At 59.6% G+C, this 20,507-nt stretch carries 18 protein-coding genes, 4 tRNA genes and 1 pseudogene; 5 read left to right on the forward strand and 18 right to left on the reverse strand.

The window, feature by feature from the left end; translation table 11 throughout:
* Nucleotides 1–55: 55 nt before the first annotated feature.
* The 9 genes and pseudogenes from EAH78_RS33425 to rluD all read right to left on the reverse strand — a co-directional run bounded on the left by EAH78_RS33425 (nucleotide 56) and on the right by rluD (nucleotide 6,961).
* Entirely contained in the window at nucleotides 56–919 is an 864-nt protein-coding gene (locus EAH78_RS33425; RefSeq protein ID WP_430539947.1) for a methyl-accepting chemotaxis protein, read from the reverse strand.
* A pseudogene (locus tag EAH78_RS33430) lies at nucleotides 911–1,681 on the reverse strand (MCP four helix bundle domain-containing protein); the annotation flags it as partial. The pseudogene EAH78_RS33430 and the gene EAH78_RS33425, both read right to left, overlap by 9 nt.
* 185 nt (nucleotides 1,682–1,866) lie before the next feature.
* Nucleotides 1,867–1,943, reverse strand: a tRNA-Pro gene (locus tag EAH78_RS21965).
* Nucleotides 1,944–2,039: 96 nt separating this feature from the next.
* Nucleotides 2,040–2,115, reverse strand: a tRNA-Lys gene (locus tag EAH78_RS21970).
* 5 nt (nucleotides 2,116–2,120) lie between these two features.
* A tRNA-Pro gene (locus EAH78_RS21975) sits at nucleotides 2,121–2,197 on the reverse strand.
* Between the two features lie 9 nt (nucleotides 2,198–2,206).
* Nucleotides 2,207–2,282 (reverse strand) — tRNA-Asn (locus EAH78_RS21980).
* 299 nt (nucleotides 2,283–2,581) lie between these two features.
* Nucleotides 2,582–5,146, reverse strand: coding sequence for an ATP-dependent chaperone ClpB (gene clpB / locus EAH78_RS21985; RefSeq protein WP_140669413.1), 2,565 nt, complete (start codon nucleotides 5,144–5,146; stop codon nucleotides 2,582–2,584).
* 130 nt (nucleotides 5,147–5,276) lie between these two features.
* Nucleotides 5,277–6,002 carry a peptidoglycan editing factor PgeF gene (gene pgeF / locus EAH78_RS21990; RefSeq protein WP_140669414.1) on the reverse strand — a complete coding sequence of 242 codons (726 nt, stop codon included), beginning with the start codon at nucleotides 6,000–6,002 and terminating at the stop codon, nucleotides 5,277–5,279.
* Nucleotides 5,999–6,961 carry a 23S rRNA pseudouridine(1911/1915/1917) synthase RluD gene (gene rluD / locus EAH78_RS21995; protein ID WP_007942311.1) on the reverse strand — a complete coding sequence of 321 codons (963 nt, stop codon included), beginning with the start codon at nucleotides 6,959–6,961 and terminating at the stop codon, nucleotides 5,999–6,001. Before rluD ends, pgeF begins: the two co-directional genes overlap by 4 nt.
* Before the next feature lie 151 nt (nucleotides 6,962–7,112).
* Here rluD and EAH78_RS22000 point away from each other — a divergent pair, with 151 nt between their 5' ends.
* From EAH78_RS22000 to EAH78_RS22015, 4 genes are all read left to right on the forward strand, one after another.
* Nucleotides 7,113–8,135 (forward strand): outer membrane protein assembly factor BamD, encoded by a 1,023-nt coding sequence (locus tag EAH78_RS22000; protein WP_123433526.1) that lies wholly within the window; start codon nucleotides 7,113–7,115, stop codon nucleotides 8,133–8,135.
* Between the two features lie 122 nt (nucleotides 8,136–8,257).
* Complete coding sequence (locus tag EAH78_RS22005; RefSeq protein ID WP_027924182.1) at nucleotides 8,258–8,491, forward strand: PP0621 family protein; 234 nt, start codon at nucleotides 8,258–8,260, stop codon at nucleotides 8,489–8,491.
* Nucleotides 8,481–10,070 carry a sensor histidine kinase gene (locus tag EAH78_RS22010; protein WP_140669415.1) on the forward strand — a complete coding sequence of 530 codons (1,590 nt, stop codon included), beginning with the start codon at nucleotides 8,481–8,483 and terminating at the stop codon, nucleotides 10,068–10,070. Before EAH78_RS22005 ends, EAH78_RS22010 begins: the two co-directional genes overlap by 11 nt.
* Nucleotides 10,067–11,413 (forward strand): sigma-54-dependent transcriptional regulator, encoded by a 1,347-nt coding sequence (locus tag EAH78_RS22015; protein WP_140669416.1) that lies wholly within the window; start codon nucleotides 10,067–10,069, stop codon nucleotides 11,411–11,413. The genes EAH78_RS22010 and EAH78_RS22015 overlap by 4 nt, the downstream gene beginning before the upstream one ends.
* A gap of 113 nt (nucleotides 11,414–11,526) precedes the next feature.
* Here the strand turns inward: EAH78_RS22015 and thiO are convergent, their stop codons facing one another.
* From thiO to EAH78_RS22050, 7 genes are read right to left on the reverse strand one after another with little or no spacing between them, the layout of a single operon-like run.
* On the reverse strand, nucleotides 11,527–12,627 hold the full coding sequence (thiO, locus tag EAH78_RS22020; protein ID WP_140669417.1) for a glycine oxidase ThiO: 1,101 nt from the start codon (nucleotides 12,625–12,627) through the stop codon (nucleotides 11,527–11,529).
* Between the two features lie 55 nt (nucleotides 12,628–12,682).
* Complete coding sequence (locus EAH78_RS22025; RefSeq protein ID WP_140669418.1) at nucleotides 12,683–13,084, reverse strand: type IV pilin protein; 402 nt, start codon at nucleotides 13,082–13,084, stop codon at nucleotides 12,683–12,685.
* A 14-nt stretch (nucleotides 13,085–13,098) separates the two neighbouring features.
* Nucleotides 13,099–16,191, reverse strand: a complete 3,093-nt coding sequence (locus EAH78_RS22030) for a pilus assembly protein (protein ID WP_140669419.1) — start codon at nucleotides 16,189–16,191, stop codon at nucleotides 13,099–13,101.
* Complete coding sequence (locus EAH78_RS22035) at nucleotides 16,178–16,648, reverse strand: pilus assembly PilX family protein (RefSeq protein WP_140669420.1); 471 nt, start codon at nucleotides 16,646–16,648, stop codon at nucleotides 16,178–16,180. Before EAH78_RS22035 ends, EAH78_RS22030 begins: the two co-directional genes overlap by 14 nt.
* Nucleotides 16,645–17,358, reverse strand: coding sequence for a PilW family protein (locus EAH78_RS22040; protein ID WP_140669421.1), 714 nt, complete (start codon nucleotides 17,356–17,358; stop codon nucleotides 16,645–16,647). Before EAH78_RS22040 ends, EAH78_RS22035 begins: the two co-directional genes overlap by 4 nt.
* Nucleotides 17,355–17,804: a type IV pilus modification protein PilV gene (gene pilV / locus EAH78_RS22045; RefSeq protein WP_140669422.1), complete on the reverse strand. Its 450-nt coding sequence runs from the start codon at nucleotides 17,802–17,804 to the stop codon at nucleotides 17,355–17,357. The genes EAH78_RS22040 and pilV overlap by 4 nt, the downstream gene beginning before the upstream one ends.
* Nucleotides 17,801–18,274, reverse strand: coding sequence for a GspH/FimT family pseudopilin (locus EAH78_RS22050; RefSeq protein WP_140669423.1), 474 nt, complete (start codon nucleotides 18,272–18,274; stop codon nucleotides 17,801–17,803). Before EAH78_RS22050 ends, pilV begins: the two co-directional genes overlap by 4 nt.
* Nucleotides 18,275–18,404: 130 nt before the next feature.
* Here EAH78_RS22050 and EAH78_RS22055 point away from each other — a divergent pair, with 130 nt between their 5' ends.
* Nucleotides 18,405–18,962 (forward strand): GspH/FimT family pseudopilin, encoded by a 558-nt coding sequence (locus tag EAH78_RS22055; RefSeq protein ID WP_140669424.1) that lies wholly within the window; start codon nucleotides 18,405–18,407, stop codon nucleotides 18,960–18,962.
* On the opposite strand, the gene ispH is transcribed toward EAH78_RS22055, so the two are convergent.
* Entirely contained in the window at nucleotides 18,931–19,878 is a 948-nt protein-coding gene (gene ispH, locus EAH78_RS22060) for a 4-hydroxy-3-methylbut-2-enyl diphosphate reductase (protein ID WP_140669425.1), read from the reverse strand. The genes EAH78_RS22055 and ispH overlap by 32 nt on opposite strands.
* A gap of 191 nt (nucleotides 19,879–20,069) precedes the next feature.
* A complete protein-coding gene (gene fkpB, locus EAH78_RS22070; protein ID WP_174602658.1) occupies nucleotides 20,070–20,507 on the reverse strand; it encodes an FKBP-type peptidyl-prolyl cis-trans isomerase in 438 nt (145 codons plus the stop codon).

Genomic DNA, 20,507 nt, shown 5'->3' on the forward strand with positions numbered 1-20,507 from the left:
GCACCACGCCCCGCTTTCTCCACCGAGAAGCGGGGCTATTTTTCGTCTGGCGAATTTACACCTGGAAGCGCTGCACCATGGTGCTCAACGAATTCGCCAGGCGTGAAAGTTCATGGCTGGAGGCGCTGGTCTGATTCGCCCCGGCAGCGGAACGCACCGACAGGTCGCGGATGTTCACCAAGTTACGGTCGACCTCACGCGCCACTTGGGCTTGTTCTTCAGCCGCGCTGGCGATCACCAGATTGCGTTCATGGATCTGGTGAACCGAGTCAGTGATGGTCTGCAGCGCTTCGCCCGCGCGCTCGGCCAGGGCCAGAGTCGTTGCTGCGCGAGTTGAGCTCGCTTGCATCGAATCCAGCGCCTGGGTCGAGCCGCTGCGCATGCCCTGCACCATCTGTTCGATTTCCTGGGTCGATTGCTGCGTGCGATAAGCCAGTGCGCGAACTTCATCGGCCACCACTGCAAACCCCCGACCGCTTTCCCCGGCGCGCGCCGCTTCAATGGCGGCGTTGAGCGCCAGCAGATTGGTCTGCTCGGCAATCGCGCGAATCACATCCAGCACTTTGCCAATGTCCTGCGACTGGTTGGCCAGGGATTGCACCAGGCCACCCGTCACCTGCACATCACTGGCCAGCACCCCGATGGCCGTGACCGTTTCGCTGACGCGCTCCTGACCGGCGTGGGCGGATTCGCTGGATTGTCGCGTAGCGTCGGACGTCGACACGGCATTGCGAGCAACTTCCTCCACCGCCGTGGTCATCTCGTTGACGGCGGTGGCGGCTTGTTCGATTTCGTTGTTCTGTTGCTGCAGATTTTGTGTGCTGTCGAGGGTAACCGCGTTCAACTCATCCGCCGCCATGGCCAGTTGCGCCGCCGAGCCGCTGATACCTTGCAAGGTTTCGCGCAGATTCTGCTGCATGGTCGCCAGCGCCTTGAGCAAGCGGCTGACTTCGTCGTTGCCATGGGTTTCGATCGGACGCGTGAGGTCGCCACGGGCCACGTTTTCCGCAGCCTGCAACGCCTCGCTCAAGGGTTTGACGATGCTGCGGGTCAGCAACATGGCCAGGCCGACGGTGGCCAGCGCCGCCAACGCGATGAACAGGCTGACGATCATTCGCGACGTGTCGTAATGCGCAGCGGACTTCTCGCTTTCAGCGGCGACTTGCTTGGCGAACAGGTCCGCCAGGTCAGTGAGTTGTTTACCGGAGCCATCGACCACGGTTTTCATGTCGATCAGCAGCAGTTTGGTCAGTTCGTCACGGCGACCTTGTTCTGCCAGGGAAAACGATTGGGCAATACCGGAACGGTAAGCCGCGAAGGTGGTTTTGAACTGGTCATACAACGCCTTGCCTTCGGCGGTGTTTACCAGCTTGTCGTACGCGGCGATCCTGTCGCTGAGTTCCTTGTCGCGAGTATCCATCTGGCTGCGGTACTGGGGGATGTTCTTGGGGTCCTGATCCAGGGCCATCCGCAGGGAAATGGTACGGATGCGCAGCATGATCTCGCGGATCTCGTCGCCACCGCGGATGCTCGGCAGCCATTGCTTCTCCACCGCCACCTCACTGTCGCGAATGCTCGACATCTGCCCCAGCGCAAACACGCCGAGCAAGGCGACCAACACGGCGATCAGGGCAAACCCCAAGGCCGCCCGAGGAGCAATATTCAACTGACGAAGCAACATAACGAACGCCCTTTTTTGTAATGGCCTGGATAAGGGGCGTGTGTCGGCAGAACCCCGTCGCTTCGCTATCGGCAAGTTGTACGATGACTTGAAGGGAATCGCATTTCCGGTAGATAAAAAGCGGCAGGCAAAAAAACGGCAGACAAAAAAAATCCCCGTATCTTTCGATACGAGGATTTTTAATATGGTCGGGGTAAGGGGATTCGAACTCCTGACATCCTGCTCCCAAAGCAGGCGCGCTACCGGACTGCGCTATACCCCGGTAAAAAAAAGGCGACCTTTACAAGTCGCCTTCTTCGATCAGGGCTTTTGGCCTCTGATCTTAAGATCTGATCCCAGCGTTAACTGGTTTCAAAAATGGTGGGTCGTGTGGGATTCGAACCTACGACCAATTGGTTAAAAGCCAACTGCTCTACCAACTGAGCTAACGACCCAAAAATGGTCGGGGTAAGGGGATTCGAACTCCTGACATCCTGCTCCCAAAGCAGGCGCGCTACCGGACTGCGCTATACCCCGGTTTGAAATTGGCTCCGTGACCAGGACTCGAACCTGGGACCCAATGATTAACAGTCATTTGCTCTACCGACTGAGCTATCACGGAACTACATATTTCAATTTACAACGGTGAAGCTTTTTGCGTTCTCTTCGACCCGTTCGCATCGCTGCGTTCGTGTGTCTGAGGCGCGCTATTCTACAATCTTCAGCACCTCTGTCAACCCCCTAAATTGCTTTCAAGTTAATGATTTGCAACTTATTTTGGATTCCTGCTTGGGGAGCGGAAACCCTGGCGGGTAACTGACTGCGGGGCGCACTTTACAAGCCTTTTCCTTAGAGTTCAACAGCCTGGCGAAAAAAAGGCCTCGCAATCCGAGGCCTCGTCGGTTTTGTTGCCTGGATGGGTCAGACGAATACGATTTCGTCGTTTTCCACCACACCTTGGGCTGTATCGCCGGGCAAGAAACGCCCCGACAGAATCAACTGAGCCAGCGGGTTCTCGATCCAGCGCTGAATCGCTCGTTTGAGCGGACGTGCGCCGTACACCGGGTCGTAACCCACCGCGATCAGCTTATCCATGGCCTCAGGGCTCAGCTCCAGTTTCAGCTCACGCTCGGTCAGGCGACTGCGCAGGCGACCCAACTGGATCTCGGTAATGCCCGCGATCTGATCCCGCGCCAATGGCTCGAAGATCACCACTTCGTCGACCCGGTTGATGAACTCCGGCCGGAAGTGGGTGGAAATCGCATCCATCACCGCCGCGCGCTGTGCCTCACGATCACCGACCAGTTCCTGGATCTGCACCGAGCCCAGGTTGGACGTCATGACAATCACAGTGTTCTTGAAATCCACTGTGCGGCCATGGCTGTCGGTCAAGCGGCCATCTTCCAGCACTTGCAGCAAGATGTTGAACACATCCGGGTGGGCCTTCTCGACCTCGTCCAGGAGGATCACCGAGTAAGGCTTGCGACGCACAGCCTCGGTCAGGTAACCGCCCTCTTCATAGCCCACGTAGCCTGGTGGCGCACCGATCAGTCGGGCCACGGAATGTTTCTCCATGAACTCGGACATGTCGATCCGCACCATGGCCTCTTCAGTATCAAAGAGGAATTCGGCCAGCGCCTTGCATAGCTCGGTTTTACCGACACCGGTCGGGCCGAGGAACATGAACGAACCGCTCGGGCGATTCGGGTCGGACAACCCTGCCCGCGAACGCCGCACCGCGTTGGAGACCGCGATCACCGCTTCATCCTGGCCGATCACACGCTGGTGCAGCAGGCTTTCCATCTTCATCAGTTTGTCGCGCTCGCCTTCGAGCATTTTCGACACGGGGATGCCGGTCCACTTCGACACGACTTCAGCGATTTCTTCCTCGGTCACTTTGCTGCGCAGCAACTGGTTTTCGCTTTTACCGTGCTGATCGACCATTTGCAGGCTGCGCTCCAGGTCCGGGATCACCCCGTATTGCAGCTCGGCCATGCGGTTCAAGTCACCTTTACGGCGCGCGGCTTCCAGCTCCTGACGAGACTGTTCAATTTTCTGCTGGATCTGCGCAGAACCCTGGACTTCGGCTTTTTCCGCGTTCCAGATTTCTTCGAGGTCCGAGTACTCACGCTCGAGGCGGACGATTTCCTCCTGGAGTTTCTCCAGGCGTTTGATCGCCGCTTCATCGCTTTCTTTCTTCAGTGCCTGAGATTCCACCTTCAACTGAATCAGGCGACGCTCCAGACGGTCGAGCACTTCCGGCTTGGAGTCGATCTCCATGCGGATGCGGCTGGCCGCTTCGTCGATCAGGTCGATGGCCTTGTCCGGCAACTGCCGGTCAGTGATGTAACGATGGCTGAGTTTGGCCGCGGCGATGATCGCGCCGTCGGTGATCGCCACCTTGTGGTGAACCTCGTAACGCTCTTTGAGGCCACGCAGAATCGCGATGGTGTCCTCTTCACTCGGCTCGTCCACCAGGACTTTCTGGAAGCGCCGCTCGAGGGCTGCGTCCTTCTCTATATATTGGCGGTACTCGTTGAGCGTGGTCGCGCCGACGCAATGCAGCTCGCCGCGCGCCAGCGCAGGCTTGAGCATATTGCCCGCATCCATCGAGCCTTCGCCTTTACCGGCGCCGACCATGGTGTGCAGTTCGTCGATGAACAGGATGATCTGCCCTTCCTGCTTCGACAGCTCATTGAGCAGCGATTTCAGGCGTTCCTCAAACTCACCGCGGTACTTGGCACCGGCAATCAACGCCCCCATGTCGAGGGACAGCAGGCGTTTGCCTTTCAGGCCGTCCGGCACTTCGCCGTTGATGATGCGCTGGGCCAGGCCTTCGGCGATGGCGGTTTTACCCACGCCTGGCTCACCGATCAGCACCGGGTTGTTCTTGGTACGGCGTTGCAGGACCTGAATGGTCCGGCGAATTTCGTCGTCACGGCCGATCACCGGATCGAGCTTGCCTTCTTCGGCACGCTTGGTCAGGTCGACCGTGTATTTATCCAGCGCCTGGCGCGACTCCTCGTGGTTGGCATCGTTGACCGCTTCGCCACCCCGCAGGTTATTGATCGCGTTTTCCAGGGCTTTCTTGCTCACGCCCTGCCCCAGCAACAACTTGCCGAGCTTGCTGTTCTCGTCCATGGCGGCGAGCAGCACGAGTTCGCTGGAGATGAACTGGTCGCCCTTCTGCTGGGCCAGGCGATCAGCCTGATTGAGCAGGCGCGCCAGGTCCTGCGACATGTTCACGTCGCCGGTCGGGTTCTGGATTTTCGGCAGCTGGTCGAGCTCTTTGGTCAGCTCTTTACGCAGGCTGTTGACGTCGAAACCGACCTGCATCAGCAGGGGTTTGATCGAACCACCCTGCTGTTCGAGCATGGCCTGCATCAAGTGCGCCGGCTCGATGCCGGAATGGTCGAGGCCGACAGCCAGGGATTGGGCGTCGGACAGTGCTAACTGCAATTTGCTGGTTAAACGATCTATACGCATGGGTCACCTTCCTTTTGAGCAGGCCGGACCGATAAAACATCCTGAATGAAGAAACCTGCCAGATACCTCATTAGATGTGGTCGATTCTGGGAGTTTCAAGCGTCACAAGGTTGATGCAGATCAGGAAAGTCTAGCGTTCGAGCCAGATCAAGGAGGCAAACCGACCGGTTTTGGGACTGCGCCGGTAAGAAAAGAAGCGCGGATCGGTCACGGTGCAGAAACCGCCACCGTAAACAGCGGTGACACCACGAGCCGCCAGACGCAAACGCGCCAGCTCGTAGATATCAGCCATGAACTTGCCCGCATTGGCACTCGGCACAAAGGCCTTGGCGGCTTCAGGCAATTGCTTAATGAAGGTTTCGCGCACTTCCGGGCCGACTTCAAAGGCGTTGGGGCCAATGGCCGGGCCGAGCCAGACCAGTACGTCCGTGGGCGGCACGTCCAGACTGTCGAGCGTCGCTTCCAGCACACCCGCCGCCAGCCCGCGCCAACCGGCATGGGCCGCCGCGACACGAGTGCCGGCACGGTCACAAAACAGCGCTGGCAAACAGTCAGCCGTCATCGCCGCGCAGGCAATACCGGGCGTGGCTGTCCAGCTGGCATCGGCAGTGGCTACCAGGCTTGGGTCCGCGTGGGCCACGGCAATTCCGTGGACCTGTTGCAGCCAGGCCGGTTGAATAGAGAAATGATCGGTGAGACGACGGCGATTTTCGGCCACAGCTTCGGGGCTGTCGTCGACGTGATCGCCGAGGTTGAGGCTGTCGAACGGCGCCAGACTGACGCCGCCCGCACGGGTGGTCACACAGGCTTTCACCCCGGCAGGCGCAGGCCAGTCGGGAATCAGCCAGTCACTCATCCGATGAACGCCTCACGGTCTTGCTTGAGCAGGGTCAGCAACCAGACGAAGTCGTCCGGCAGTGGCGATTCCCAGCTCATGCGTTTACCGGTGGTCGGGTGATCCAGCTCAAGGAACCGCGCGTGCAGTGCCTGACGCGGGAACGCCTTCAACGATTCGACCATGGTCACACTGGCTGCCGGCGGGATACGGAAGCGACCGCCATAGGCAGGGTCTCCGACCAACGGGTAGTTGATGTGGGCCATGTGTACACGAATCTGGTGGGTACGACCGGTTTCCAGCTTCACCCGCACGTGAGTGTGGGAGCGGAAACGCTCGAGCACGCGGTAGTGGCTGACGGCTTGCTTGCCCCCTTCCATCACCGCCATGCGCTGGCGTTGCTGGCCGTGACGACCGATAGGCGCATTGATCTTGCCGCCTGCCGTCACCACGCCGATCACGATACATTCGTAGATCCGGCTTACGCTGCGGCTCTGCAATTGCGTGACAAGCTGTGTCTGCGCCTGAATGGTCTTGGCCACCACCATCAGACCGGTGGTGTCCTTGTCCAGGCGATGCACGATACCGGCGCGGGGCACATTGATAATGTCCGGCACATGGTGCAGCAAGGCGTTGAGCAAGGTGCCATCAGCGTGGCCGGCAGCAGGATGCACCACCAGACCCGCAGGTTTGTTGATCACCAGGATGTCGTCGTCTTCATAGACGATGTCCAGTTCGATGTCTTGAGCGATCCATTCGCCCTGAGCTTCCTGCTCGGCGGTCAGTTCAAGAATGGCGCCACCGTGAACGATGTCTCGCGGGCGGATAACCGCCCCATCCACAGTCAGGCGGCCGTCTTTGATCCAGGCGGAAAGGCGCGAGCGCGAGTGCTCAGCGAATAATTGTGCGGCGACTTGATCGAGGCGTTGGCCGCCCAATTCGGACGGCACCTCTGCGCGAAGTTCAATTTTATCGGACATGCTCAGACTAGGCGTCGGCACAGCCTTTGGTTTCGGCTGCGCGCTTGTGGTTAAATACGGCGTCTTTTGCCCCGAGGCTATTCAACGGGGCGCTCATCATAACAGGACGGCCCCGCCCAAGACAGCGGCCGTCATAGGGACGCAAGCCGCCATGCAAGTGAAACACCTGCTGCTGATCGCCATCCTCGCATTGACCGCTGCTTGCTCATCGAAGGAAGTCGTAGACGAAAACCTTAGCGAAGTCGAGCTGTACCAGCAGGCTCAGAACGATCTGGACAATAGTAGCTATACCAGCGCTATTGCCAAGCTGAAGGCTCTGGAATCGCGCTATCCGTTCGGTCGCTACGCTGATCAGGCTCAACTCGAGCTCATCTACGCCAACTACAAGAACACCGAGCCTGAAGCCGCCAAGTCTGCTGCCGAGCGTTTCATTCGCCTGCACCCGCAGCATCCGAACGTGGATTACGCCTACTATCTGAAGGGTTTGACGTCTTTCGACCAGGACGTCGGCCTGCTGGCGCGCTTCCTGCCGCTGGACATGACCAAGCGTGACCCGGGTGCCGCTCGCGACTCCTACAACGAGTTCGCCCAACTGACCAGCCGCTTCCCGAACAGCCGCTACTCGCCGGATGCCAAGCAGCGCATGATCTACCTGCGCAACCTGCTGGCCTCCTACGAAATTCACGTTGCCGACTACTACCTGACCCGTCAGGCCTATGTCGCCGCCGCGAACCGTGGCCGTTACGTGGTGGAAAACTTCCAGGAAACCCCGTCCGTCGGTGACGGCCTGGCGGTCATGACCGAAGCCTACCAGCGCCTGCACCTGGACGAACTGGCAGCCACCAGCCTCGAAACCCTGAAGCTCAACTACCCGAACCACCCAAGCTTGGTGGACGGTCAGTTCCAGCCTTCGGTTGCCGAAGCCGACAACCGTTCGTGGTTGAGCAAGGCCACCCTGGGCCTGATCGAATCCCGTCCGCCGCTGCCGCCGGGCGAAACCCGCGCCAACCAGGACGTGCAGAAGCAGTACCAGGATGCCAAAGACGCGATTCCGAGCGAGCTGAAGCCTAAAGATGGCAATGGCGATGCAGTTGAGGAAGAGCAACACGAGTCCGAAGGCAACAACAGCGACCGTTCGTGGTTCAGCTACATGACCTTTGGCGTGTTCGACTGACACCTCTGGTTGTATAAAAAGGAGCCTTGCGAGGCTCCTTTTTTGTGGGCGTGATGATTACGCTGTGCGCTCGGCATGACCTTGGCTAAACTGCTGAATCACTCGTCATAAAGCAGCTCACCATGCTCCGTTTACTGTTCTGGATCGCCCTGATTGCCGCTGCAGTATGGTTCTGGCGCAAGTTCAAGGGCGCGGCTAACGCCCCAAGGTCCTCCGCCGAGCTGGAGGCTGCGCCCATGGTCCGTTGCGCCCATTGCGGCGTGCACTTACCCCGCGACCGCGCGCTGAGCCTTCAACAACAGTGGTATTGCAGCCAGGCTCACCTCGAGCAAGGCCCGGGCCCAAGTGGTCGCTGAGACCTCCAGTCCCGGCGGCAAACAGGCTCAGCGACTGCTGCGCCTCTATCACCTCTACCGTTTAAGTATCGGCATCACCCTGGTGCTGTTGATGACCAGCAACCTGGACAACCAGTTGCTGGCATTCGCCAATGACGACCTGTTGCGCAATGGCAGCTGGCTGTACCTGGTGCTGAACATTCTGCTGGTGGTGTTTCTGGAAAACACCCATCGGCCGACGCAGCTGTTCAGCCTGGCGCTGGTCGATGTCCTGCTGCTCTGCGGTTTGTTCTACGCCGCTGGCGGCGTGGCCAGCGCCATCGGCAATCTATTGATTGTGTCGGTGGCCATCAGCAATACCCTTCTGCGTGGACGTGTCGGCCTGTTAATCGCCGCAGTTGGCGCACTGGGCATCGTCGGTTTGAGTTTCCTTCTCAGCTTCAGCCATCCGGCCAGCCCCAACGATTACCTGCAAGCAGGCATGCTCGGCGCCCTGTGTTTTGCCGCGGCATTGCTCGTGCAAGGCCTGACCCGGCGCCTGGAAGTCAGCGAACACCTCGCCGAACAGCGGGCCAGCGAAGTAATGGGGCTCGAAACGCTCAACGCACTGATCCTGCAGCGCATGCGCACGGGCATTCTGGTGCTCGACGAACAGCGACGAGTGCAACTGGCCAATCACAGCGCATTGATCCTGCTGGGGCACAAGGCACTCGACGGACGGCTGATCGACGATTTTTCCCCGACGCTGGTCGAACGTCTCCAGCTGTGGCTCAACAATCCGACCTTGCGCCCGCAAAGCCTGAAAATCCCCGGCAGCGGCCTGGAGCTGCAACCCAGCTTCATTGCCCTGGACCAAAGCCCGAATCCTCAGACCCTGGTTTTCCTGGAAGACATCGCTCAGGTCGCTCAACAGGCACAGCAACTTAAACTCGCCGCCCTCGGTCGACTGACGGCGGGTATCGCCCATGAAATCCGCAATCCATTGGGTGCCATTAGTCATGCCGCGCAGTTGCTGCGCGAATCTGAGGAACTCAACGGGGCGGATCGGCGTCTGACCCAGATTATTCAAGACCACTCTCAGCGAATGAATCGGGTTATCGAAAACGTCCTGCAACTGTCCCGTCGCCAGCAAACCATCCCGCAACGGCTGGACCTGAAGCCGTGGCTGGAAAAGTTCGTTGCTGAAACCCGTGAGAACGCGAACGACGCCCACCATATCCACCTGCGTGTGGGTTCCGGCGACTTCAACACCTTGATGGACCCGAACCAGCTCACCCAGGTCCTGGACAATTTGTTGCGTAATGCCTGGCGCCACAGCGCCCTGAATCACGACACGGCTCAGGTCTGGCTCGAGTTGTTTGTCGATGCCGACAGCCAATTGCCGATTCTCGAGGTTGTGGACAACGGCCCCGGCGTGGCGCCAGACCAGCAGGGGCATTTGTTCGAACCGTTTTTTACCACCAGTAGCCAAGGCACAGGCCTGGGGCTTTATCTGTCCCGTGAGCTGTGCGAAAGCAACCAGGCCCGCCTAGACTTCAAACCACGCCAAGGCGGCGGTTGCTTTCGCATCACTTTTGCTCACGGACGGAAACAAAGTTGAACATCAGCCCACGGCCCAAAGTCCTGATCGTCGACGACGAACCGGATATCCGCGAACTCCTGGAAATCACCCTGGGACGGATGAAACTCGATACCTTCAGTGCCCGTAACCTGGGCGACGCCCAAGCCTTGCTGGCCCGGGAAACCTTCGATCTTTGCCTGACCGACATGCGCCTGCCCGACGGCACCGGCCTTGAGCTGGTGCAGCACATCCAGCAGCGTTACGCACAAGTGCCGGTGGCGATGATCACCGCCTACGGCAGCCTTGAAACAGCCATTACCGCGCTCAAGGCCGGCGCCTTCGACTTCCTGACCAAACCGGTCGACCTCACTCGCCTGCGGGAACTGGTCACCAGCGCCCTGCGCCTGCCTGCTCCAGCCGACGCCATTACGGCGATTGATCGCCGGCTGCTGGGCAACTCACTGCCCATGCGCAACCTGCGCAAACACATCGACAAACTCGCCCGCAGCCAGGCGCCCGTGTACATCAGCGGCGAATCCGGCAGCGGTAAGGAATTGGTCGCCAGGCTGATACACGAGCAAGGACCGCGAGCCCATCACCCCTTCGTCCCGGTCAACTGTGGGGCGATTCCGTCGGAGCTGATGGAAAGCGAGTTCTTCGGGCATCGCAAAGGCAGTTTCAGCGGCGCCGTCGAAGACAAGCGCGGGCTGTTCCAGGCAGCACAGGGCGGTACGCTGTTCCTCGACGAAGTCGCGGATTTGCCGTTGGCGATGCAGGTCAAACTGCTGCGTGCGATTCAGGAAAAAGCCGTGCGCAGTATTGGTGAGCAACAGGAAACGGTGGTCGATGTGCGCATCCTCTGCGCCACCCACAAAGACCTTGATGCCGAAATCGCCGCAGAGCGTTTTCGTCAGGATCTGTATTACCGACTCAACGTCATTGAGCTTCGGGTTCCGCCCTTGCGCGAACGCCGTGACGACATCGAGGCATTGGCCAGCCATGTGCTCAAGCGCTTGGCGGCCGACAGCGGTCGACCTCCCGCGACACTCCATGCGCTTGCACTGGATGCGCTGAAAAGCTATCGGTTTCCGGGCAATGTGCGGGAACTGGAGAACGTGCTCGAACGGGCTCACACCTTGTGCGAGAACAAGCAGATTGAAGCCAGCGATTTAAGACTGGCCGATGGAAATTGTGCGGCGGAAGGCGGGGTGCCGGACCTGACGCAGATCGACAATCTGGAAGATTATCTGGAAAACATTGAACGCAAAGTCATCCTCCAGGCGTTGGAGGAAACCCGCTGGAACCGCACGGCGGCGGCTCAACGGTTGAATCTTTCGTTCAGGTCGATGCGTTACAGGCTCAAAAAACTCGGGCTGGATTGAGGGCCCCTTCGCGAGCAAGCCCGCTCCCACACTGGACCTGCGTCGTTCACAGATCCAATGTGGGAGCGGGCTTGCTCGCGAAGGCAATATGACAGGCGCCAGAGATCCAGCGACTAGATCCGCCCGACCGGTGCATAGGGCGCAGGATCAATAATCGGCTCTCGCCCCAGCATCACATCCACAAACAACTGACACGACGCCGGCGCCAGCACCAGCCCGTTGCGATAATGCCCGCAATTGAGCCAAAGCCCTTCAAACCCGGGCACCTGACCGATGTAAGGAATGCCTTCCGGCGAGCCCGGCCGCAATCCGGCCCAGTGCCCGACGACTTCGGCATCCGCCAACGCGGGAATCAACTCCACCGCCGAGGCCTTAAGGCTCTCCAAAGCTGAATCGGTCGGCGTCTTGTCGTAGCCTTCATGCTCCAGCGTACTGCCGATCAGAATGTGCCCGTCGCGGCGAGGAATCGCGTAACGCCCCTTGGCCAGCACCATGCTCGGCAGAAAATCCGCCGCGCACTTGTACAAAATCATCTGGCCTTTCACCGGTTCGACCGGCAGCGCCAGGCCCAGCTCTTTGAGTAAATCACCACTCCAGGCGCCGGCGGTCAGTACCACTTGATCACCCTCAATGGCACCCGTCGACGTCTGCACGCCAACGATTTGATCGCCCTCACGAATAAACCCGCTGACTTCGCACTGCTCATGGATGGTCACATTTGGCAGCGCCAGCAACGCAGCCTTCAGCGACTTCACCAGCCGCGGATTGCGCACATTGGCCACATCGGCCATGTAGATCGCCCGCGAGAACCCCGCTCCCAACACCGGCACCGCATCGTGTGCCGCCGAGATATCCACAGCCCGCAGTGGACGGCTTTCCCGTTTGGCCCACGCCAGCGCCTCAGCTTCGTCATCCAGGTCCAGCCAGTACAGGCCAGTGGTGTGAACCTCCGGATCGACCCCGGTCGCAGCGAACAATCGCTCACCAAGCTGTGGATAAAAATCCTGGGACCAATGCGCCAGCGCAGTAACCGCCGGGTTGTAGCGCCACGGATAGAGCGGCGAAACAATCCCGCCCCCCGCCCATGAAGACTCCTGCCCGACGTTCGAGCGATCCAGCAGCACCACGCTGCGCACTTCGGACGCGAGATTGAACGCCGTCAGCAGCCCGATCACGCCGCCGCCGACAATCACCACTTGCTGTTGCCTGGTCATGTTCAGATCCAACCGTTAAATAGACAGAGGGCGCAAAAGGCGCCCGAAAGGAAACTCAGCGCCCCCAGCAATCCTTGGCGGTCAAACCGGCTGTGGCGTTGACCATGTTCCGGACGCCGGTATTGGTGAGGGTGAAATCCCCGCACTTGTCGGTGGCCATGCTCGAGCCGGTCTTGCGCACGGCGGTCAGCAGGAAGGTCTGGTCAGTGATCGTCGGGGTGATGGTGTAATAATCATTGCCGACGCTCAGGCCTGTGGCGCCAGTGTAGACATTGCTCTTGGTGTAGAACCGTTCAAGGATCTGCGCCTGCTCCGACAACACCCCGGCGATTTCGCTGCGCCGGCCCTTCTTCAGATACTCGGTGAAGCTCGGGGCGGCAATGGTCATGACGATGCCGATGATCGCAATCACGATCATGATTTCGATCAGGGTAAAACCTCGGTTGGATCTACGCATGCCTCAACTCTCACTTACTGTATTTGTCGCCACATGATGCGACGGCTGCCGCCGCCACCTTTTTCTACTAGCGTTTTGATGCTGCCACTGGAATCGTTAGTAATCTTACCGGTTCCGCCATTGACGATGGCGTTCAGGGTCGAAATGCCGCCGGTGGAAACCACCCCGCTCGACACCATGTCGATGCTGTCGACCACACCGTCGCCGTTGGTATCAAGCACCGCATAGTTGAGCATCTTACCGCTGAACGCCTCCAGTTCGACCAGTTTGCCGGTGCCGAAGCTGGCGCACGGGTCGGTGGTGTCCACACTCGCCGTCGTAAAAACGATCCGCCCCAGCACCAGACTCGCTTGATTGATCACCCGCTCGCCGGTCAGCACGTTGTTGTACACCAGTGGCAAGTACCAGCCCTTTTCCGCCGGGTAAGTTACGTCGTTCTGGCTGGTGGTGATGAATTGATCGGTGCTGCCCGCAAACACCCCCGTTATTGCCTGAGCCTGCAAACTGGCCACGGTGATTTGACCCGATCCGCCGTCCGCATCCCACACCGCATAAAACGCCTGTAAATCCTTGTTGGTCTTGTCGGCCGTCTCGTTGAATTTACCGGTGCCGACAAACACTACCTTGCCGCCCAGTGAATTGTCCGCCAGCAACGGTTGCGCAGTGATGGGCTGAGTGGCCCCGCCTGCCGTGGTAAACAGCGGCTTGCCGGAAAAGGCGACGCCCCAGGTATCGGGGGCCGGGGCGCTCAGATCGAACTTCCACAACCGCCCTTTCAAGTCTCCGCCATAGGCGGCTTGCACCACATTCTGCGAGTTGACCTTGAGTTTCACCGACGACAGACCATTGGTGGTTTCAGTGCTGTCGACCACGATTTTCTTGATCAACGAGCCGTCACGCACATCCACCACGTACAGCGCCGCGACCCCGGAGTTGCTGCCATAGCCGTTGGAAATAAACGCAGCCCATCGACCATCGGCCAAGCGTGCCACTTCCGGTCGCGCGTAGGCATAACCCAGGTCATTGAAGACGTTCGCCGTACTCGGCGTGGTGGGCGCAGCGATTTCCCACAGCGCCTTGAACGCGTTACCCAACGAGGCATCGAACAGTTGCAACGCATAGAAGACTTTGCCGCCCGCCCCAGTGCCGCCAATGGCCAGGGTTTTCCAGGCGCCACTGAGTTGGGCATCGAACACACCGACCTGACCGTCGACCAGGTATTTGTGGCTCACACCGTTGATGTAGGTCGGGTCGGCGATGTAGCGCAGCGAGGGTAAAACGCTGGACGGCATGTAGGCATAGCGCCTGACGCCATTGGTGGAATTTATGACATTCACAAAACCGTCGTTGGCGTTCACCACCAGACTGGCACTCATATTGGTGGCTTTGGTGGTCAGGTAGGTGCTGTAAGTGGTGTCGCCCAGCAAATCAGAGGCGGTTTTATCCACAGGGGATGCCAGCACCAGCGGCGAGTTGATGATGTCGCCGAGCAATACGCTGCGCACCTTGAGCCCGGTTTTATTGGTGCCTTTGCTCCACTCCACCAGATCACTGCCGGTGATGCCGTTGGGCAAGCTCTGACTCAACGATGTCTGCTGCGCCGCGGAAAAACTGCTGTAGGCCAGCGTGACGGCGGTGTTGCTCAGGGTGTTCCAGGATTGAAAGGTCGGTGCGGTCGTGCCGGGGACGATGGTGGTGTCGGTGGTCCACTGCACGGCGCCAGTGTTCACCGCTCCAGCGGGAGTGAAACCGAAGGACTTGATCGTGCCGCGCCAGTCCTTCGGGTCATAGCTGGTCTGAAAATAACTGGAGCCGCTGGTCAGGGTGGTGCCGCTGGTGACCCCACTCCCCCCGGAACCGGCCTTGGAAGTGATCTCGCTCAACGCCGAAGACAACGCGCTGTTGAGCCCCAGGCTATCGGTCGCCTGATAGTACTTGCCCTGCCCGTAGCTGGCCGCGTCCGACAGCATCTGATTCGCGGCGGTAAACCCTACGGTGTAGGTGTTCATGTTCTGTTTCGGGAAGTCCACCGCATTCCAGCTTTTGCCCGCCGCGTCAGTGCCGGTGGAGCGCATGTCGATGTCGAACGCAAACTTGGCGATGTCGTCGAGGTAAAGCGTGTCGCCTTCGCTGTCACCATTGAGATTGTTGCCATCGTTGTTCACACCATCCCAGTTTGGAAGCCGGGTGCCACCCAAGGGATCATTGGTCGGGAAGCTGCGGTCAAACGTCGGCAGGCCATCGGTGATGACCACGCCGTAGTTTTTCTGACAACGGTACTGGATCGGGCTGGTGTACGTGGCCGGCGTCGAGTTGTAGTACGGCGCCAGGCCCCGGAAGTAGCGGGTGATTTCGTAATAGGTTTCCGCCAGTGGCGTGTTGGCCACGGCGCTCAAGCCGTTGATGGAGGTGATCAGATTGTTGTAATTATTGTCGGCCTGCGACTGGGTCACGCTGCCGCTCACCACCGACAGATCACTGATCGAGCGGGCGATAAAGCCACCGTTGCCGGAGTTGCTGCTGTTCACCGGATTAAACGTCGCAAGCCCCATGCGCAAGCCGCGGTTACTGCTGACCAGTGCCGTGGACACGTTTCGCGCCACGTTCATGCGGTAGTCGTTGGGGATTGAACCGGTGGTGAAGTCTCGGTTGCTGCCGTTGGCCAGGCCCACCAGGTACGACAGGTAATCGTCGGAGTACCGGGTGTTTTCATTGCCCACCGGGTCCGGCAACTTCAGGCACAACGGCGCCAGGCTGTTGTTGTAAAACGCGTAGCCCCCACCCGAACATCCGGACTGCGGCAGGCTGGACAGGAAGATCGAATCCCCGACGATGTCGCTGCCGCTCAAACACAGCCCGAGGAAAAAGTTGCACTGCCTGGCGGGCGTGCGCCCCGTGACGGCGGGATCGAACCCGGCGGCGTAAAGGATGCTGTTCATGCTGCCCGAATCGTCGATCAGCAACATCACGTTCGGCGCAACAGCCGCAGCGCTTAACAGCGGTGAATCAGAAGGCGTGAACGCATACGCCGGGGCCGAAAGATAAAGTCCGAACACAACGCCGCAAAGCAGCCGCCAAATGCGGGTACACCCTTCAGAACTTCGCATAAATACTCTCCACGACGCTGCGCGAGTTGCCCGCAATGCCGACGGCGGTCACCCGGTAAAGCGTCGCCGAGGTGTTGCTCGGCACATTGACGGCGTTGAGTGTGGTGCCGATGTTTTGCACCCCGTAAAAGCCAGTGCCGGAAGCAATCCACGTCACGCCAGAGCTGGAGTTGAGCCCGGCGGCCGTGATGCTCGTGGCCTCGGCAGGCGGCGCGCACTGGCTGCAGACCGGCAATGAATAGCTGGCGAGTTGCACCGCGCTTTCACCCACGCGCAATGCCGCTTCGGCGCCCTGGAATGACTGGTTGCGCAGGCTCACGCTGCCGGCCATTTTTTCCTGCAGGGTGGCGTTCTGCATCGAAGAAAGGCCGATCAGCGTCAGCAACAGCAAAAACACCAGGCTGACCAGCAGCGCCATGCCACTCTGCGCGTGAGACGTCATGGCGGCCGCCCTCATGGCAGGCGGTTGCGCAAGGCGGCAACCACGCTGAAGGTCTGGTCGTGGACCCGGCCATTCGGGTCGGTGAGGATCAGGCTCAAGCGTACGCTGCGGATGCGTGCGGGGTCCGACGGGTTGCTGCTGTAACTGGAAGCTGCCACATCAGTGGCGGAACTGGCGAGGCCGAAGCTCACATTGAACGCCCTCACGTTGTTCACCAGCACGTACTGGGTGGGCGTGCCGGCACCCGCCCCCATCAATATCTGGTTGTTGCTGAAGCTGTAGATCAACCGGCGGATCGGAAATGCCAACTGCCCCGATGTCAGTGCCGGTGGACTTGTATAGGCCGTCGCCGTGTTTCGACAATCGGAAACCACTGTCCAGACTGGCGCCCCGCCACCCGCTCCCACATCGGCGGTCACGAGGGTCAATTTGAGGTTGGCATTATCCCAGCTGATCGGTGTTGTCTGACTGACAGCGAAGCTGCCCCCCGTACTTGAATCGGTGATGTTCCCCAAACAGCCGAACATGCCGACCATGCGAATTTCCTGAATCATTTTGCTCAACACAAAACGCGCGTCTTCCTGCATCCCGGCAGACACGTTCTGGCTGACGTAGGTATTTTTCGCCGCAATGAAAATCTGCGCCACACCCAGGACCACGATCAGGCTCAACGCCAGCGCAATCAGCAACTCGATCAAACCGAACCCTCGGCTGGAGTGGTTCATGGCGTGGACACCGGGTCGACCGAGGCGCGACTGGTCAGGACGAAGCTGCGGCGCGAGCTGGCGGTATTGGCGGCGCGCGCGTCATCCCAATTGATAGTAATGGTGTAGACCCGCTGGTTCAGCGTCACGCTGCCGGTGGCCGTCGCGCCGCCGAAATTGACGATGTTGGTGGTGAAGTCGTAGAGGTCCTGGTCCCGAGCGACACTCAGGTTGCCCGAGGTCGGAGGCGTGACAGTGTAGTCGGCGGCGGAATTGGCGCGGATGCGGTCCATCATGTCGTAGGCGATAAAACTCGCCTGGCTGGTCATCCGAGAACTGTCGGTGTACTTCAGCGCATTGAGCTGAATCGCCGCCGCCCCCAATAGCCCCACGGTCAGTATCAACAACGCCACCAAGACTTCGATCAGCGTCATGCCCTCCTGTGCACGCTTGCTCCCTTCCCTCATCCGCAACTACCACCCAATAGAATTCGTCCGTTCAAACACACATTCAGCGTCCGGCTTTGCGTCCCCGATACATAGTTGATGACCACAGCGGTAGACGGTGCAGACAAACCGCCCAGGTTGTTGAAGTCCAGCGCGGTCACTCCTGAGGTTAGCGTCAGAGTGGCGCCGCTGCTCATCGCTGGAACAACCCGCAATACATTGGCCGGTGTGCCAGTACCGTCATAGACCGTCAATTCACCGGTCCACACACCGCCGCCGGCCGTCGGGCGGACCCGGGTGGTGATGCCACGGTCGATGGCCTCCAGCCGGGCGAAATTGAGTCCACGCTGCAAGTCGCCGATTTCGGTATCGGCCCGGGTGGTTTGCACCGAGCGGGTAAACGCCGGCACGGCCAAGGTGATGAGGATCAGAAACACCGCGAGCGTGATCAACAACTCGATCAGAGTGAAACCTTTTGTACGATGATCCATCGGTGCCCTCCGTTGCCGTCGGCTATACCTGCTTCTACACGCTAGAACATTCGACCGGCCCCGGCAGGTTGATTTGCCATTACTCGCGCAAGGATTGCGCGGGTCACACCACTCCAGGGAGGGAAATGCCATGCATCAGCAAGGTTTCAGCCTGATCGAACTGCTTATGGGACTGGCGATTGCCGCAATTGTTCTGCTGTTGGTCAGTCCGGCGTTCGCAGCACTCACTGAATCGAATCATCGCGAAGCGGCGGCGAACGCTCTGGTCAGCGGTATTCGCAACGCCAGAACCCTGGCCATCACACGCAATCAGGCCGTTGTGATTCATGGCATCAACGGGGATTGGGGACAGGGCTGGCGGATCATTCTGGACATCAGCGGCAAAGGGCCGAAAGACAGCAGTAATCCGCTGCTGGTTGAGCGCACGGGTAGCGCTCGGGGGGCGATTGTCGGCAATGGGCCGGTCAGACGATACGTTCGATTCAGCGCAATAGGTGAACCACAGATGCCCGGGCGGGCCTTTCAAGCGGGGACAGTGCACTTTTGCGCAGCCCGCGAGCCCGTCAGCCAGCTCCAGGTGGTGCTGGCCGCTACGGGTCGTGTCAGCCTGCGCAGCGATAAAGCCGAGCAGGCGCTATGTCCGGGAGGGAAACGCTTCAGAGCAAAGAGCGCACGCGCAGCTCTTTAGGCATGGAGAACGTGATGTTCTCTTCACGACCGGCCAGTTCATCGGCACCGGTTGCGCCCCATGCCTGCAATTGCTGGATCACACCCCGCACCAACACTTCCGGAGCCGAGGCGCCGGCGGTAATGCCGATACGCTCGACACCTTCAAACCAGCTCTTTTGCAGGTCTTCGGCGCCGTCGATCAGGTAAGCCGGGGTGGCCATGCGCTCGGCCAGTTCACGCAAGCGATTGGAGTTTGAGCTGTTCGGGCTGCCGACCACCAGTACCACGTCGCATTCTTCGGCCAGTTGCTTGACCGCATCCTGACGGTTTTGCGTGGCATAGCAGATGTCGTCCTTGCGCGGACCACCAATCGCTGGGAAGCGTGAACGCAGCGCGTCGATCACGCGGCTGGTGTCGTCCATGGACAGGGTGGTCTGGGTCACGAAGGCGAGTTTTTCAGGGTTGTTCACCTGCAACGCGGCGACGTCTTTCTCGTCTTCGACCAGGTAAATCGCGCCGCCATTGCTGCCATCGTACTGGCCCATGGTGCCTTCGACTTCCGGGTGACCGGCGTGGCCGATGAGGATGCATTCACGGCCATCGCGGCTGTAGCGCGCGACTTCGATGTGCACCTTGGTCACCAGCGGACAGGTCGCGTCGAACACCTTGAGGCCACGGCCGGCGGCTTCGGTACGCACGGCCTGGGAAACGCCGTGGGCACTGAAGATCACAATGACGTCGTCCGGGACCTGATCCAGTTCCTCAACGAAGATCGCCCCGCGAGCGCGCAGGTCTTCGACGACGAATTTGTTGTGGACCACTTCGTGGCGCACGTAGATCGGCGGCCCGAACACTTCCAGGGCGCGGTTGACGATTTCGATCGCACGGTCCACGCCGGCGCAGAAGCCACGGGGGTTGGCGAGTTTGATTTGCATGCTGTGCCTCGTGTCTTGCGCGCAAGAATTAGAAATGCCCTGCTGTTGGCCATACTCAAGGCCCAAAAACAGCGAGGGTTCAATGTGGGAGCGGGCTTGCTCGCGAAAGCGGTGTATCAGATGACATCCATATTGAATGTCAGTCAGCATTCGCGAGCAAGCCCGCTCCCACATTGGATCTGCGTAGTTACTTACAACGATTTGACGCTGATGATCTCGACGTCAAAGGTCAATGTCTTGCCGGCCAGCGGGTGGTTGAAGTCGATGGTCACTTGCTCGTCATCGAATTCTTTCACCACGCCAGGCAGCTCAGTATTCGCCGCATCGTTGAAGATCACCAGCAAACCCGGCGACAGGTCCATGTCCTTGAACTGCGAACGCGGGATGATCTGCACGTTTTGCGGGTTCGGCTGGCCGAAAGCGTTTTCTGGCTGAATCGTCAGCGTACGCTTGTCGCCCGCCTTGAAGCCGAACAGTGCCGCTTCGAAACCTGGCAACAGGTTGCCGTCGCCGACCTGGAAGGTCGCCGGGGCTTTGTCGAAGGTGCTGTCGACGGTGTCGCCGTTCTCCAGGCGCAGTGCAAAGTGCAAGGTGACTTCCGTGTTCTGGCGGATGCGTTGCTCAGCCAA

It is taken from the genome of Pseudomonas arsenicoxydans (assembly GCF_006438915.1).
Classification (GTDB): Bacteria; Pseudomonadota; Gammaproteobacteria; order Pseudomonadales; family Pseudomonadaceae; genus Aquipseudomonas; species Aquipseudomonas arsenicoxydans_A.

What these genes read in the sequence shown, in the direction of transcription:
- EAH78_RS33425 (WP_430539947.1), bottom strand. Translation starts at nt 919, where the DNA reads ATGCAGCAGAATCTGCGCGAAACCTTGCAAGGTATCAGCGGCTCGGCG.
- clpB (WP_140669413.1), bottom strand. Translation starts at nt 5,146, where the DNA reads ATGCGTATAGATCGTTTAACCAGCAAATTGCAGTTAGCACTGTCCGAC.
- pgeF (WP_140669414.1), bottom strand. Translation starts at nt 6,002, where the DNA reads ATGAGTGACTGGCTGATTCCCGACTGGCCTGCGCCTGCCGGGGTGAAA.
- rluD (WP_007942311.1), bottom strand. Translation starts at nt 6,961, where the DNA reads ATGTCCGATAAAATTGAACTTCGCGCAGAGGTGCCGTCCGAATTGGGC.
- EAH78_RS22000 (WP_123433526.1), top strand. Translation starts at nt 7,113, where the DNA reads ATGCAAGTGAAACACCTGCTGCTGATCGCCATCCTCGCATTGACCGCT.
- EAH78_RS22005 (WP_027924182.1), top strand. Translation starts at nt 8,258, where the DNA reads ATGCTCCGTTTACTGTTCTGGATCGCCCTGATTGCCGCTGCAGTATGG.
- thiO (WP_140669417.1), bottom strand. Translation starts at nt 12,627, where the DNA reads ATGACCAGGCAACAGCAAGTGGTGATTGTCGGCGGCGGCGTGATCGGG.
- EAH78_RS22025 (WP_140669418.1), bottom strand. Translation starts at nt 13,084, where the DNA reads ATGCGTAGATCCAACCGAGGTTTTACCCTGATCGAAATCATGATCGTG.
- EAH78_RS22030 (WP_140669419.1), bottom strand. Translation starts at nt 16,191, where the DNA reads ATGCGAAGTTCTGAAGGGTGTACCCGCATTTGGCGGCTGCTTTGCGGC.
- EAH78_RS22035 (WP_140669420.1), bottom strand. Translation starts at nt 16,648, where the DNA reads ATGAGGGCGGCCGCCATGACGTCTCACGCGCAGAGTGGCATGGCGCTG.
- EAH78_RS22040 (WP_140669421.1), bottom strand. Translation starts at nt 17,358, where the DNA reads ATGAACCACTCCAGCCGAGGGTTCGGTTTGATCGAGTTGCTGATTGCG.
- pilV (WP_140669422.1), bottom strand. Translation starts at nt 17,804, where the DNA reads ATGAGGGAAGGGAGCAAGCGTGCACAGGAGGGCATGACGCTGATCGAA.
- EAH78_RS22050 (WP_140669423.1), bottom strand. Translation starts at nt 18,274, where the DNA reads ATGGATCATCGTACAAAAGGTTTCACTCTGATCGAGTTGTTGATCACG.
- EAH78_RS22055 (WP_140669424.1), top strand. Translation starts at nt 18,405, where the DNA reads ATGCATCAGCAAGGTTTCAGCCTGATCGAACTGCTTATGGGACTGGCG.
- ispH (WP_140669425.1), bottom strand. Translation starts at nt 19,878, where the DNA reads ATGCAAATCAAACTCGCCAACCCCCGTGGCTTCTGCGCCGGCGTGGAC.